Source organism: Streptomyces sp. NRRL B-24572 (assembly GCF_002156145.1).
Classification (GTDB): Bacteria; Actinomycetota; Actinomycetes; order Streptomycetales; family Streptomycetaceae; genus Streptomyces; species Streptomyces vietnamensis.
On sequence record NZ_MWIG01000090.1, the window covers coordinates 1 to 14,539 of the forward strand.

At 72.1% G+C, this 14,539-nt stretch carries 12 protein-coding genes and 1 pseudogene; 7 read left to right on the top strand and 6 right to left on the bottom strand.

What is annotated here, in order from left to right; all coding sequences use genetic code 11:
* Positions 1 to 1,589 (top strand): PQQ-binding-like beta-propeller repeat protein (locus CCN56_RS05825; protein ID WP_256961784.1); only part of this gene is annotated, 1,589 nt, incomplete at its 5' end.
* Positions 1,590 to 1,660: 71 nt separating this feature from the next.
* Here CCN56_RS05825 and CCN56_RS05830 read toward each other — a convergent pair.
* Entirely contained in the window at positions 1,661 to 2,107 is a 447-nt protein-coding gene (locus tag CCN56_RS05830; protein WP_086824244.1) for a hypothetical protein, read from the bottom strand.
* Positions 2,108 to 2,262: 155 nt separating this feature from the next.
* Between CCN56_RS05830 and CCN56_RS05835 the strand changes: the two genes are divergently transcribed.
* From CCN56_RS05835 to CCN56_RS05855, 5 genes are all read left to right on the top strand, one after another.
* Complete coding sequence (locus tag CCN56_RS05835; protein ID WP_086824259.1) at positions 2,263 to 2,946, top strand: LuxR C-terminal-related transcriptional regulator; 684 nt, start codon at positions 2,263 to 2,265, stop codon at positions 2,944 to 2,946.
* 199 nt (positions 2,947 to 3,145) lie between these two features.
* On the top strand, positions 3,146 to 4,189 hold the full coding sequence (gene galT / locus CCN56_RS05840) for a galactose-1-phosphate uridylyltransferase (protein WP_086824246.1): 1,044 nt from the start codon (positions 3,146 to 3,148) through the stop codon (positions 4,187 to 4,189).
* On the top strand, positions 4,186 to 5,172 hold the full coding sequence (galE, locus tag CCN56_RS05845) for a UDP-glucose 4-epimerase GalE (RefSeq protein WP_086824248.1): 987 nt from the start codon (positions 4,186 to 4,188) through the stop codon (positions 5,170 to 5,172). Before galT ends, galE begins: the two co-directional genes overlap by 4 nt.
* On the top strand, positions 5,169 to 6,308 hold the full coding sequence (galK, locus tag CCN56_RS05850) for a galactokinase (protein ID WP_086824250.1): 1,140 nt from the start codon (positions 5,169 to 5,171) through the stop codon (positions 6,306 to 6,308). Before galE ends, galK begins: the two co-directional genes overlap by 4 nt.
* 254 nt (positions 6,309 to 6,562) lie before the next feature.
* The gene (locus CCN56_RS05855; RefSeq protein WP_086824261.1) at positions 6,563 to 7,333 is read left to right on the top strand and encodes a response regulator transcription factor; all 771 of its coding nucleotides are present in this window, start codon (positions 6,563 to 6,565) and stop codon (positions 7,331 to 7,333) included.
* Here CCN56_RS05855 and CCN56_RS05860 read toward each other — a convergent pair.
* Entirely contained in the window at positions 7,292 to 7,789 is a 498-nt protein-coding gene (locus tag CCN56_RS05860; RefSeq protein WP_041129634.1) for a MarR family winged helix-turn-helix transcriptional regulator, read from the bottom strand. The two genes, CCN56_RS05855 and CCN56_RS05860, sit on opposite strands and share 42 nt — an antisense overlap.
* 162 nt (positions 7,790 to 7,951) lie before the next feature.
* On the opposite strand from CCN56_RS05860, the gene CCN56_RS05865 reads away from it, so the two are divergent.
* Entirely contained in the window at positions 7,952 to 8,785 is an 834-nt protein-coding gene (locus tag CCN56_RS05865; protein WP_086824252.1) for a trans-aconitate 2-methyltransferase, read from the top strand.
* A 243-nt stretch (positions 8,786 to 9,028) separates the two neighbouring features.
* Here the strand turns inward: CCN56_RS05865 and CCN56_RS05870 are convergent.
* From CCN56_RS05870 to CCN56_RS05885, 4 genes and pseudogenes are all read right to left on the bottom strand, one after another.
* Positions 9,029 to 10,504, bottom strand: a pseudogene (locus CCN56_RS05870) (FG-GAP-like repeat-containing protein); the annotation flags it as partial.
* A gap of 279 nt (positions 10,505 to 10,783) precedes the next feature.
* Positions 10,784 to 12,514, bottom strand: coding sequence for a VCBS repeat-containing protein (locus CCN56_RS05875; RefSeq protein ID WP_306300587.1), 1,731 nt, complete (start codon positions 12,512 to 12,514; stop codon positions 10,784 to 10,786).
* A gap of 208 nt (positions 12,515 to 12,722) precedes the next feature.
* A complete protein-coding gene (locus CCN56_RS05880; RefSeq protein ID WP_086824267.1) occupies positions 12,723 to 13,415 on the bottom strand; it encodes a TetR/AcrR family transcriptional regulator in 693 nt (230 codons plus the stop codon).
* A complete protein-coding gene (locus CCN56_RS05885; RefSeq protein WP_086824255.1) occupies positions 13,415 to 14,398 on the bottom strand; it encodes a fatty acid desaturase in 984 nt (327 codons plus the stop codon). Before CCN56_RS05885 ends, CCN56_RS05880 begins: the two co-directional genes overlap by 1 nt.
* Positions 14,399 to 14,539 lie beyond the last annotated feature (141 nt).

Here is a 14,539-nt window from a genome sequence, read left to right on the forward strand (position 1 = left end):
ACCCGCAGCAGCAGCCGGTCCAGCCCCCGTACGGCTACCCGACGCAGCCCCAGCAGCCGCAGTACGGCGGCTACGCCCAGCCCATGCCGCCCCCGGCACCCGGCGGCGGCAAGAAGCTGTCGGCGCAGCTGCAGATCGTCATCGCGGCGGCCGTCGCCGTCGTCCTGATCATCGGCGTCGGCATCTGGTACGCCAACTCCGGCGGCGGTGACGGGGGCAACGAGGCCAAGGGCTCGGGCGGCACCTCGCAGGGCACCGGCGGTGGCGGGACCACCGGCGGCAACGGGCTCGGCGGTGGCGGCAAGGAGAAGGTCCCGGCGAACACCAAGGCGAAGATGGCCTACACGGTCGCGGAGCCGAAGGTCGCGGACATCACCGACGTCTCCGGTTCCTGGCTCACGGACAAGGCGTTCGTGAAGCCGGGCGTGAACTCGCTCGTCGCGTACGACCTGGACAAGCCCACCGTCCTGTGGACGCTGCCGCTGACCGGCCAGGTCTGCGGCGCCTCGCGGCACGTCACCGCCGACAACAAGGCGGCGATCCTCTTCGAGGCCGCCAAGCGCGTGGCGCCCCGCTTCTACCAGAACTGCACCGAGGTCGGCGTGGTCGACCTGAACACCGGCAAGCTGCTGTGGTCCACCTCGGTCACCGGTGGCACCGCCGGCGACCAGAAGGTCCGGTTCAACGAGGTCACGCTCAGCGGGGCGACCGTCGCGGCCGGCGGCACCGACGGCGGCGCCGCCTTCGACCTCGCCAACGGCAACCCGCGCTGGAAGCCGCAGGCCAACGACCAGAACTGCTACGACATGGGCTACGGCGGCGGCGAGGGCCTCGTCGCGGTCCGCAAGTGCGGTTCGTACGACAGCCCGAACGTGCTGATCCAGAACCTCAACCCGACCACGGGCGCCCCGCTCTCGCAGTACAAGATGCCGCCCGGCGTGAAGTACGCCTCGGTCGTCTCCACCAAGCCGCTGGTCGTCGCGGCCGACGTCGGCGAGACCGCCGGCGACGGCAGCGGCATCTCGGACTTCTTCTCCATCGACGAGAAGACCGGGAAGCTGAAGGCGAAGATCACGGCGGACGCGGACCAGTACGCGGCCCGCTGCCGGGCGACCGAGGTCGAGTCCTGCACCCAGGCGCTCGTCGGCAACGGCCGTCTCTACGTGCCGACCGAGGAGCACGAGGGCAGCACCGGCGAGTACGGCAGCGAGACCAACGAGATCATCGCCTTCGACCTGGCCACCGGGCGCACGGCGCCGGAGAAGGCCGACGCCGGCGACGGGTTCACCTCCGTCCCGCTGCGGATGGACGGCGGCAACCTCATCGTCTACAAGGAGCCCCCCTACGACAAGGGCGGCCGGATCGTCTCGGTCGACGGCGGCACGATGAAGGAGACGCTGCTCCTGGAGAACCCGGCGGACAAGACGATCCACAACGCCGAGACCAGCTTCAGCCTCAACGGCGCCGAACTCCTCTACCGGGACGGCCGGTTCTTCATCTCGGAGACCATGGTCAGCAAGCCCCGGGAGTCGAGCTCGCCCAACGACATCAAGGAGTACCTGCTGGTCTCCTTCTCGGCCGGGCACTGACGGCCGGTACGACACGCGCGCGTGGGCCCCTCCGGATCACCGGAGGGGCCCACGCGCGTGTACGGGGGTGGTCAGCCCGAGACGGAGGAGTCGTCGATCGGGTTGTACGTGATCGTGGTGTTCCGGCACTCGTACCGGGTGTTGTTCTTCCACTTGCAGACCTCGACCCAGGCGGCCTTCGGGCTGTAGCCGGTGACGGCGTAGGTGGTGACGTTGACGCCGGTGCCGCTGCCGCCGGTCACATAGCGGTACGGCCAGTAGCGGGTGCCCTGGGCGTCGGACTGGGTGACCAGGCGGAAGGCGACGGCGTAGCCGTCCGGGTTGATGTCCTGGACGGACATCATGACCGGGTCGAGCCGGTCGGCGCGCCACTGCCAGCCGGCGACGACCTTGGCGTACGCGGTCGTCAGGTACACCTCGCTGGTCGGTGCGGCGGCCTCGGAGGTGCCGGCGGTGGCCGGGATCGCGAGGGCGGCCGCGACGGCGGCGAGCGCGACGGAGCGACGTCGCATGCGCATGCGTGTTCCTTTCGGTGGAAGTGAGTCGATCATGCCAGACATCTCCGTTTCGTACGGCGGAGATTGACGCCCCGTGAGGCGGGGGAAGCGTGTAATTTGCCGGTTTCAGGCCGCCGGGACATCCGGCCGGCCAGGAGGTAGGGGGGATGACCGGGATGGGCGTACGCCTCGTGGTGGTGGACGACCACCGCCTGCTCGCGGAGGCACTCGCCTCGGCGCTGAAGCTGCGCGGGCACCGGGTGCTCGCGGCGGCCGCGCCGGTGGCGGGGGCCGCGGAGCTGGTGGTGAGCCGGGCGCCGGAGGTCTGCCTCCTCGGCACGGCGGCGCCGGACGCGCCGGGGACCTTCGATCCGGTCGTACGGATCAAACGGGAGCGGCCGCAGGTGGCCGTCGTGGTGCTCGGCCCGGTGCCCTCGCCGCGCGGGATCGCGGCGGCGTTCGCGGCCGGGGCCTCGGGGTACGTCCGCCACGACGAGCGCATCGAGGGCGTCGAGCGCGCCCTGGTGAAGGCGCGGGCGGGGGAGCCGGCGGTGGCGCCGCAGCTGCTGCAGGGGGCCTTCGCGGAGCTGCTGCACCCCTCGGCGCAGCCGGACGACGAGGCGCAGCGGCTGCTCCGGCTGCTCACGCAGCGGGAGGTGGAGGTCCTGGTGCGGGTCGCGGAGGGCGAGGACACCCGGCTGATCGCGGCGGGCATGGGGATCGCGCCGAGCACGGCGCGGACGCATGTGCAGCGGGTGCTGATGAAGCTGGGGGTCGGTTCGCGCCTTGAGGCGGCGGCCCTCGCGGCCCGTACGGGGCTGCTCGACCGGGCGGTGCCGGGGCAGCGCGGCTCCTTCTGAGGTGACGCCCGAGGTGACGGCCTGAGGTGACGGCCCGAGGTGGCGGCCGGGACGGCGGCCTGAGGTGACGGCCGAGGCGACTGCCTGAGGTGACGGTGAAGCCGGGCCCCGCACCGGGGCCCGGCTTCACCATTGACTGTGATGTTTGAATGTGGTTTTTTGTGAGTGGTTCTGTTTGGTTCGCCCGGAGGGCACCCCCGTGAAGAAGACCGTCACCACGCTCGCCGACGGGCGCGAGCTGATCTACTACGACACGCGCGACGACGCCGTCCGCACCGCCGTCGACCCCCGCCCCCTCACCCCCGTCGTCTCCCGCTCCGAGATCCGGTACGACGAGCTCACCGGCGACCACGTCGCCGTCGCCTCGCACCGGCAGGCCCGCACCTACCTCCCGCCGGCCGACGCCTGCCCGCTCTGCCCCGCCCGGGGCGGCCGGGAGAGCGAGATCCCCGAGGAGGAGTACGAGGTGGTGGTCTTCGAGAACCGCTTCCCCTCCCTCTCCGGCGGCGTCGGTCGCTGCGAGGTCGTCTGCTTCACCGACGACCACACGGACTCCTTCGCCGACCTCACCGAGGAGCGGGCCCGGCTCGTCCTCGACGCCTGGACCGACCGCACCGCCGCGCTCTCCGCGCTGCCCGGCGTCGAGCAGGTCTACTGCTTCGAGAACCGCGGCGCGGAGATCGGCGTCACCCTGCCCCACGCGCACGGCCAGATCTACGCCTTCCCGTACGTCACGCCCCGCACGGCCGCCATGCGCCGCCGCGCCGACGAGCACCGCGCGGCGACCGGACGGAACCTCTTCGACGACCTCGTCGCCCGCGAGAAGGCCGACGCCGAGCGGGTGGTCCTGGAGACCGAGCACTGGATCGCCTTCGTGCCGTACGCCGCCCACTGGCCGTACGAGGTCCACCTCCACCCCAAGCGGCGGGTGCCCGACCTGCTCGCCCTCGACGAGGCGGCCCGCACAGAGTTCGCACAGGTCTACCTGGAACTCTTGAGGCGCTTCGACCGGATCTTCGGCCCGGACGAGCCGCCGACGCCCTACATCGCCGCCTGGCACCAGGCGCCGTTCACGGACGAGCGGCGCGAGGACTTCGGACTGCACCTGGAGCTTTTCACCGTCCGACGGGCCTCTGGCAAGCTGAAGTTCCTCGCGGGCACCGAGTCCGGCATGGGCGCTTTCATGAACGACATCCGGCCGGAGGACGCGGCCCGACGACTCCGAGAGGTGGCAGGCGCATGACGCGGAAGTATCTGGTGACGGGAGGGGCCGGGTACGTGGGCAGCGTGGTCGCCGCCCACCTCCTGGAGCGGGGCCACCGGGTCACCGTCCTCGACGACCTCTCCACCGGCTTCGCCGAAGCCGTCCCCGAGGGCGCCGAGTTCATCGAGGGCCGCATCCAGGACGCCGCGCGGTGGCTCGACGGCTCCTACGACGGCGTCCTGCACTTCGCCGCCTGCTCCCAGGTCGGCGAATCGGTCGCCAAGCCCGAGAAGTACTGGGAGAACAACGTCGGCGGCACCATGGCCCTGCTCGCCGCCATGCGCGCCGCCGGGGTCCGCAGGCTGGTCTTCTCCTCCACCGCCGCCACCTACGGCGAGCCGGAGACCGTGCCGATCACCGAGACCGCGGCGACCGCGCCCACCAGCCCGTACGGGGCGAGCAAGCTGGCCGTCGACCACATGATCGGCGGGGAGTGCGCCGCCCACGGCCTGGCCGCCGTCTCGCTGCGCTACTTCAACGTCGCCGGGGCGTACGGCGCGCTCGGCGAGCGGCACGAGCCCGAGTCCCACCTGATCCCGCTCGTCCTCCAGGTCGCCCTCGGCCGGCGCGAGGCGATCTCCGTGTACGGCGAGGACTACCCGACCCCGGACGGCACCTGCGTCCGCGACTACATCCACGTCGCCGACCTCGCCGAGGCCCACCTCCTGGCCCTCGACGCGATGACCGGCGGCGCCGTGCCGGCCGGCGAGCACCTGATCTGCAACCTCGGCAACGGCAACGGCTTCTCCGTCCGCGAGGTCGTCGAGACCGTCCGCAAGGTCACCGGCCACCCGATCCCGGAGATCACCGCCGAGCGCCGTCCCGGCGACCCGGCCGTCCTGGTCGCCTCCGCCGAGGCCGCCCGCGAGCGGCTCGGCTGGACGCCGTCCCGCCCGGACCTGGCCGATGTCGTCGCCGACGCCTGGGCGTTCGCCCGGCAGCAGGAGGGAACGCGCCCGTGACCGTCGCCGCCGACTTCGAGGCGCTGTACGGCGCCGCCCCCGACGGTGTCTGGGCCGCCCCCGGACGGGTCAACCTCATCGGGGAGTACACCGACTTCAACGACGGCTTCGTGCTGCCGCTCGCGCTGCCGCACACCACCGTCGCCGCCGTCTCCCGCCGCGAGGACGGCGTCCTGCGCCTGCACTCCGCCGATGTCGACGGCGGGATCGTCCAGCTGGAGGCCGACGCCCTGGAGCCGCTCTCCGGCGGCGGCTGGGCGGCCTACCCGGCCGGGGTGGTCTGGGCGCTGCGGGAGGCCGGGCACCCGGTCACCGGGGCCGACGTCCACCTCGCCTCGACCGTTCCGACCGGCGCGGGGCTCTCCTCCTCGGCGTCCCTGGAGGTCGTCACCGCGCTCGCCCTGAACGACCTGTTCGGGCTCGGGCTCTCCCGCCCCGAGCTCGCCCGGCTCGCCCAGCGCGCCGAGAACGCCTTCGTCGGCGTGCCCTGCGGCGTCATGGACCAGATGGCCTCCGCCTGCGCCGAGGAGGGCCACGCGCTCCATCTGGACACCCGGGACCTCTCGTACCGTCAGGTCCCCTTCGACCTGGCGCGCGAGGGGCTCCAGCTGCTCGTCGTCGACACCCGCGTGAAGCACGCGCTCGGAGACGGCGCGTACGCCGAGCGGCGCGCCGGGTGTGAAGCGGGTGCGCGGGCGCTCGGCGTCACCACCCTGCGCGAAGTGAGCGCCGCGCATCTGCCGGAAGCGCTCGCGCTTTTGAACGACGAGACGATTCTGCGGTACGTGCGGCACGTCGTCTCCGACAACGCCCGGGTCGAGCGGACCATCGCGCTGCTCGACGCCGGCGCCACCCGGGCCGTCGGCCCGGTCCTCACCGAGGGCCACGCCTCCCTCCGGGACGATCTGCGGGTCTCCTGTCCCGAGCTGGACCTGGTCGTCGAGGCGGCGAACGCGGCGGGGGCGCTCGGCGCCCGGATGACCGGCGGCGGCTTCGGCGGCTCGGCCGTCGTCCTCGTCGACACCGAGCGGGCGGAGGCGGTGTCCGCCGCCGTCGGGAAGGCCTTCGCCGAGGCCGGTCACGCGGCCCCCGGCATCTTCCCGGTGGTCCCGGCGGCGGGCGCGCGCCGCCTCTGAACGACCCTCCCGCACCACCGCTCGCGTTCCCACGACTTCGGACAGTTCCGCGAATCGGCCCCCACCGTGGCGCCCCGCCCCTACTCTGTTGGGCAGCGCCGGTGGGGGCCGGTGCTGTTCAGGGGGCGAGACCCGTCGGGTACGGCGCCAGAAGCGGGGTATGCAGTCAACGCGCGGCGGCGGCCGTGCGCTCGGCGGACCCGCCTCCGGCGCCGTACCCGCGTCGGTCCGTTCCTCGACACTTGGGAGTGTCCGTGGCACGCATCCGCGTCCTGGTGGTGGACGACCACCGCATCTTCGCCGAATCGCTGGCCGCCGCCCTCGCGGCGGAGCCCGATGTCGACGTCGCCGCCGCCGGCAGCGGCCCGGCGGCCCTGCGCTGCCTGGAGCGGGGCGCGGCGGAGGGCCGCAGGTTCGACGTGCTGCTCGTCGACGCCGAGCTGGGCGCGGGGCCCGCCGGGCCGGCCGTGGCGCGCGCGGTGCCCGAGGACGCGGAGGGCTCCGTGGACGGGATCTCGCTGGTCACGGGCGTACGACGGCTGCAGCCCGCGCTCCGCACGGTCGTCCTCGCGGAGAAGGACGACCCGCGCCGGGCCGCGCTCGCGCTCCAGGCCGGGGCCTCCGGCTGGGTCGCGAAGGACTGCTCGCTGCAGCGGCTCCTCGCCGTCGTGCGGGGGGTGCTGCGGGACGAGACGCATCTGCCGCCCGCACTGCTCACGGGCGTCCTGCGGGAGCTGACGGCGGCCCGCAAGCACCGGACGGACAGCGAGCGGCTCGTGGAGTCGCTGACCCCGCGCGAGCGGGAGGTGCTGCGCTGCATGGTCGCGGGCCTGGGCCGCAAGGCGGTCGCCGAGCGCCTCTTCCTCTCCCCGCACACCGTCCGTACGCACATGCAGAACGTGCTTGGAAAGCTGGGCGTGCACTCGACGCTGGCGGCGGTGGCGCTGGCCCGCCGGGCGGGCGTGGGCCCCGCGGAGCCGGTGCTACCCGGGGATGTTGTCGAACGGGGCGGTCAGCCGGCGTAGCAGCGAGGCCAGTTCGCCGCGCTGGGCGCCGGAGAGCTGGGCCAGGATGGCGCGCTCCTGGGCGAGGAGTCCGGCGAGCGCCTCGTCGGCGCGGTCGCGGCCCTCGGGGGTGAGCCGGACCAGGACCCCGCGCCGGTCGCTGGGGTCGGGGAGCCGCTCGACGAGGCCCTTCTTGGTGAGCCGGTCGATGCGGTTGGTCATGGTGCCCGAGGTGACCAGGGTCTGGGTGAGGAGCTGGCCGGGGGAGAGCTGGTACGGGGCTCCGGCGCGGCGCAGCGAGGTGAGGACGTCGAACTCCCAGGGCTCCAGCTGGTGCTCGGAGAAGGCGAGTCGACGGGCGCGGTCGAGGTGGCGGGCGAGCCGCGAGACACGGCTGAGCACCTCGAGCGGTTCCACGTCGAGGTCGGGGCGCTCGCGGCGCCATGCTGCGACCAGTCGGTCGACCTCGTCCTCCATGTCGATCAGTGTAGAGGGTCTGTTGACATAAAGTCTCTTGTGTTCGAGTTTCTTGAGATCAAGTATCTTGGTCTCAAGATATATTTTCCTGGACTATGGGGAAGGGACCCCGCCGGAACTCGTTCCGCTTCGGCAACTCGTGCCAGCAAGGGGGCTTCGAACATGCATTCCGTGGAAACCGCCGCACCGACCTGGGATCCGCAGCAGTACCTCCGTCACTCCGGCCACCGCACCCGCCCGTTCCTCGACCTGCTCGCCCGAATACCGCAGCTGCCCGCCCAGGACAGGCCCGCCCGCATCGCCGACATCGGCTGCGGACCCGGCAACGTGACGGTCCTCCTCGCCGACCGGTGGACCGACGCCCACATCACCGGCTTCGACCTCTCGCCCGAGATGCTGGAACGCGCCGAGAAGGACTGGTCGGGCACCACCCGGGGCGGCGGCTGGCTCGACTTCCGCCCCGCCGACGCCGCCCACTGGATCCCCGACGAGCCCTACGACCTGATCGTCTCCAACGCCGCCCTCCAGTGGGTCCCCAACCACCCCGAGTCCTTCGCCGTCTGGATCGACGGGCTCCGCCCCGGCGGCACCCTCGCCTTCCAGGTCCCCGGCAACTTCACCTCGCCCAGCCACGCCCTGCTCGGCGAACTCTGCGAGACCCCCGAGTGGCGGGCCCGCCTCGGCGACCAGGGCCGCCGCTTCGTCCACATCCTCGACACCGCCGACTACCTCACCCGCCTCACCGACCTCGGCTGCGAGACGGACGTCTGGGAGACCACGTACTGCCAGCTGCTCCAGGGCGAGGACCCCGTCCTCGACTGGGTCAAGGGCACCGCGCTGCGGCCCGTCCTCACCACCCTGGCCGACGACCAGGAGGCGATCGACGCCTTCCTCGCCCAGTACCGCGCGCTCCTCCGCGAGGCCTACCCGCCCGGCCCGCACGGAACGGTCTTCCCCTTCCGCCGGATCTTCGCCGTCGCCCGCAAGAAGCCCTGAAGGGCGTGAACGCGAGGGCGCCCCGTGCCGGACTCGGAGTCCGGCACGGGGCGCCCTCGGGTCCCGGGGGTGTCAGGACACGCTGTTGTAGATGCTCCAGCCCGAGCCGAGGCCGGTCCGGAGGGAGAACTTGGCGGGGGCGGTGTTGAGGTAGCGGTAGAGGTCGCCGCCGGAGGTGATGCCGAGGAGGTCGGCCTTGCCGTCGGCGTTGAGGTCGCCGGGGGCGACGAGCTTGGTGTACGTGTTCCAGCCGCTGCCGATGAACTTGCGGGTCCCGAACGGCGTGGTCGCGACACCCGTGCCCGGGTACAGGTACAGGTCGCCGCCGGAGGTGCGGGCCAGCAGGTCCGTGCGGCCGTCGCCCGTGTAGTCACCCGCGCCGAGGAGCTTGTTGTACCCGCCCCAGCCGCTGCCGACCTTGATGCGGGAGGCGAACGCCGTGCCGGCGCCGTTGCCCTTGTACAGGTACAGGTTGCCGGAGGTGTCGCGGGCCAGCAGGTCGCCCTTGCCGTCGCCCGACAGGTCGCCCGGGCCGACGAGGGCGTTGTACCCGCCCCAGCCGCTGCCGATGCGGACGCCGTCGATGTAGAGGGTGCCCTGGTAGACGTACGACATGTCCGACGAGGCGTCCATGTTCATCGAGGACAGGTGCGTGAAGTCGGCCCCCGCCCAGCCGCCCGTGTCGCCGAACTGGCTGCGGGGGGCCAGCTTGCCGCCGGTCGTGACGCCGTACCAGAACATGGTCCCGGCCTTGTCCCGCGCGAAGACGCCTTCCTTGTTGCCCATGACCGGGTTGTTGCCCGCCCCGCCGAACTGCGGGACGGGCTCCCAGCCGCCCGTCTCGCTCAGCTGCTCGCGGGCCGCGAAGGTGCCGTCGCCCTTGCCGGTGTAGTACCAGAGCGTGCCCTTGAGGTCGCGGGCGATCAGCTCGCCGCTGCCGTCGCCGTTGTCGTCGCCGACGGGGAACATCTGGTTGTAGACGCCCCAGCCGCCGCCGATGGACCTGCGGGTCGCGAACGGCGTGGCCTTGTCCCCCGTACCGGCGTAGAACCACAAGGTGCCGTCGCTGCCGCGGGCCAGCAGGTCCGCCCAGCCGTCGCCGTTGTTGTCGCCGATGCCGACGAGCTGGTCGTACGTGTTCCAGCCGCTGCCGAGCCTCACCCGCGCGGAGAACGGCGCGGTGCGGTTGCCGGTGGCGTAGTACAGCCACAGGGTGCCGTCGTGGTCGCGGGCGACCAGGTCCGCGCGGCCGTCGTCGTTCACGTCACCGGGCGCGACGAGCTTGTTGTAGATGCCCCAGCCGTAGCCCCGCCAGACGACCGTTCCCTTGGTGGGCGTGGCGTCCGCGTACAGGCTGAGCGTGCCCGTCTGCGACAGCATGAGGACCTCGGGACCGCTGGCGTTCCCGTCCTGGTTGCCGATCGGGACGATGTCCTTCGGCGGCTCGGAGACGGGCGCGAACTGCCCGCCGCCCGAGCCCGTGGCCGTGTGGACGCTGCCGTCCCATTCGCGGTAGATGAAGTCGCTGCTGCCGTCGCCGTCGAAGTCCGACAGCTGAGGAGAGGCACCGACGCCGGTGGCCGCCGCGGTGCCCGCGCGGGTCGCGCCGGCCGTCGGACGGGTCGGCGACGGCGAGGTGAAGCCGGCCACCGGCTTCTCGACGACCGGGTACGGCGCCGGAGTGCCGGTGGAGGCGGAGGCCGGGCCCGCCAGGAGCATGCCGGCGGAGAGGACGAGCGCGGTGCAGGTGGCGAGCCGACGCGCGCGCGTGGAGTGCGGGAAAGACAAGAGATCCCCCCCAGGGATCAGAGGTGCGACGGAACCGGACGGGGGGCTCGCACAGCAGGGAACGGCGTCGGCGCGGCCGGCGGTGGCGGCCGCGCGGAGACGACCTCGTTCACAGGTCGGGAGCACCCCCTCGTCGGATGCTGGACGGAGTCTACTCACGCGCGCGGGCGCCCCGCACCGGGGTTCCGGTGCGGGGCGCCCGAGGCCACGTCAGTACAGGTTGGCGTAGGTCTGGAAGCCGTAGCCGATCTTCACCCGGGAGGTGATGGCGGCGCTGGTGCCCGTGCCCAGGTACCGGTACAGGTCGCCCGCCGCGGTCACCCCGAGCAGGTCGGCCCTGCCGTCGCCGTTCAGGTCGCCCGGCGTCGCCAGCTTGGTGTACGTGCCCCAGCCCGTGCCGATCCGCACGCGCCCGGCGAACGGCGCGGTGCGGTTGCCGGTGCCCTTGTACAGGTACAGGTTGCCGGACCCGTCACGGACCACGACGTCCGCGCGCCCGTCGCCCGAGAAGTCGCCCGCGCCGAGGATCCGGTTGTACGCGCCCCAGCCGCTGCCGACCTTGATCCGGGAGGCGAGGCCCGTGCCCGCGCCGTTGCCCTGGTACAGCCACAGGACACCGGAGGTGTCCCGGGCCAGCAGGTCGGACTTGCCGTCGCCGGACAGGTCGCCCGGGCCGGCGAGCAGGTTGTAGACCTGCCAGCCGCCGCCGAAGTCGTGGCTGTTGCTGGAGTTGTAGAGGTGCCCCTGGTAGATCTCCAGGAGGTCGGCGAACGCGCCCTCGTCCAGGGCGGAGACGTACGAGAGGTTCGCGCCGGCCCAGCCGCCGGTGGAGCCCCACTGCGCGCGGGCGGTGAGCTTGCCGTTGTTCTGGTCGCCGTACCAGAAGAGCGTCCCGGCCTTGTCGCGGCCGAGGAACCCGCTCCTGCCGGCGGTCGGGATGTTGCCCGCCCCGCCGAACTGGTCCACGCTGAGCCAGCTGCCGGAGAGCTTCACCGGCGCCGAGTACGAGCCGTTGCCGAGACCGCTGTAGGCCCAGAGCGCACCGGACTGGTCACGGGCGAGCAGATCGGCCCTGCCGTCACCGTTGCGGTCGTCGGGGGCGACGATCTGGTTGTACGCGTTCCAGCCCCGGCCGATCTCCCGGGGCGCCTTGAACGGCGCCGCCGGGTTGCCGGTGCTGCCGTAGAAGTACAGCCGGCCGTCCGTGGTGCGGGCCACGACGTCGCCGCGGCCGTCGCCGTCGTTGTCGCCGATGCCCACGAGCTGGTCGTAGACGCCCCAGCCGGCGCCGACCTTCGCACGGCCGGCGAAGGGTGCCGTCGGCACGCCGGTCGCCCGGTAGTAGTAGAGCTCGCCGTTGTACTGCCGGGCCAGCAGGTCAGCCCTGCCGTCACCGTCGACGTCACCGGGCGAGAACACCTTGTTGTAGATGTTCCAGCCGTTGCCCGACCAGGTGAGCGAGCCGGAGGTCGCGGTGGCCTCCGCGTACAGCCGGAGCACGCCGTTCCGGGAGACCGCGAGCAGCTCGGGCCTGCCCGTGCCGTCCTGGTCTCCGAGCGGAACGAGGTCGAGGTTGTGGGTGAGGAGCGAGTCGGCGGTCTCGAACTTGACGGCCGCCGCCGTGGCGGTCGGCGCGACGTACGTCCGGCCGTCCTGCTTGCGGTGGATCAGATCGGTCCTGCCGTCGCCGTCCACGTCGAAACGGGACGGCACGACGGCCGTCGCCTCGGCGGCACGGGCCTCGCCCGTCCCGACGGCCGGCTGCGACATGTCCAGCTTCGGCGTCGTCGTGTCGGCGATCAGCGGCTGCTCCACGACCGGCCGCGGCGGCCGCGGCGCGGATTCGGCCACGGCGGGAGACGCAAGCAGCATGCCGGCGGAGAGGGCGAGCGCGGTGCAGGTGGTGACACGACGAGCACGCCCGGAGAAAACGGAACGCAAAAAGATCCCCCCCAGGGATCGCATGATCAACGGCCGGGCACAGGGGTCCGCGACGCCTCCGCAGGCGGCACGCCGCACGAAGGGCGAACACCCTCCCGGATGTGGAAGGAGCGTACCGCCCCGGTACGGCGGACGATCAACGGATATCCCCGGCAACCGGGCCCCCTCCCGATTGCCGGACCCGCACCTTGCGGCGCCCCGCCCGCCGTCAGTTCTTCCGGTGCCCTATCAACCGCGGCTTCTGCTCCAGACCGTCGAGCCCGTGCCACGCCAGGTTCACCAGATGCGCCGCGACCTCCGACTTCTCCGGCTTGCGGACGTCCAGCCACCACTGGCCCGTCAGCGCCACACTGCCCACCAGCGCCTGCGCGTACAGCGGCGCCAGCTTCGGGTCGAAGCCCCGGGCCTTGAACTCCAGGCCCAGGATGTCCTCCACCTGCGTGGCGATGTCACTGATCAGCGACGCGAACGTGCCCGTCGACTGCGCCACCGGCGAATCCCGTACGAGGATCCGGAACCCGTCCGTGTAGTTCTCGATGTAGTCGAGCAGCGCGAACGCCGCCTGCTCGAGGAGCTCCCGCGGATGCCCCGCCGTCAGCGCCCCCGTCACCCCGTCCAGGAGCTGGCGCATCTCACGGTCGACCACGACCGCGTACAGCCCCTCCTTGCCGCCGAAGTGCTCGTACACCACCGGCTTGGAGACCCCGGCCTTCGCCGCGATCTCCTCCACCGACGTGCCCTCGAAGCCCTTCTCCGCGAAGAGCGTGCGACCGATGTCGAGCAACTGCTCCCGGCGCTCCGCGCCCGTCATCCGCACCCGGCGGCTCCGCCGGGGCTTCTGCTGCTCTCCGCCGCTGCCGCCGTTACCGTCGGTCCTGCCCTCGATCGCCACGTCTTCCATCATGCCGCGTCTGCGGACGCGGTCTGGCGCCGGGCTTCGATGCGGGACTTCGCCGGCCAGCGCACATCGCTCGCCCAGCCCAGCTGCTCGAACCAGCGGATGAGCCGCGCACTGGAGTCGAGCTGGCCGCGCAGCACCCCGTGCCGGGCCGACGTCGGGTCCGCGTGGTGCAGGTTGTGCCAGGACTCGCCGCAGGACAGCACCGCCAGCCACCACACGTTGCCCGAGCGGTCACGCGACTTGAACGGACGCTTGCCGACCGCGTGACAGATCGAGTTGATCGACCACGTCACGTGGTGGAGCAGCGCCACCCGGACGAGGGAGCCCCAGAAGAACGCCGTGAAGGCGCCCCACCACGACATCGTCACCAGACCGCCCACCAGCGGCGGGATCGCGAGCGACACGACCGTCCACAGCACGAACTGGCGCGAGATCTGCCGGATCGCCGGATCCTTGATCAGGTCGGGCGCGTACTTGTGCTGCGGCGTCTGCTCCTCGTCGAACATCCAGCCGATGTGCGCCCACCACAGGCCCTTCATCAGCGCCGGCACCGTCTCGCCGAACCGCCACGGCGAGTGCGGGTCGCCCTCTGCGTCCGAGAACTTGTGGTGCTTGCGGTGATCCGCCACCCAGCGCACCAGCGGCCCCTCCACGGCCAGCGAACCCATGATCGCGAGCGCGATCCGCAGCGGCCGCTTCGCCTTGAAGGAACCGTGCGTGAAGTACCGGTGGAAACCGATCGTGATCCCGTGGCAGCCGATGTAGTACATGACCACCATCAGACCCAGATCCAGCCAGCTCACCCCCCAGCCCCAGGCCAGCGGCACCGCCGCGAGCAGCGCCAGGAACGGCACCGTGATGAACAGCAGCAGGGTGATCTGCTCGATCGAACGCTTGCTGTCCCCGCCCAGCGTGGCGGAGGGCAGGGCCGCGGTGTCGTCCGGCGCCGCGGACGCCGACGTCAGCTCGGGGCTCATGGTCATGTAGGTCCCTGGGGGGTGAGTGAAGACAGGGGAAACGCGTCGAAGCGCGAAGCCGTGGCTACGCCTCCGTAACCTACGGCGTCGTAAGTATGGCAGCGCCGTGGCGCGCGGCAAGAGGGCACGAAGAGGGGAGGGCCCGCC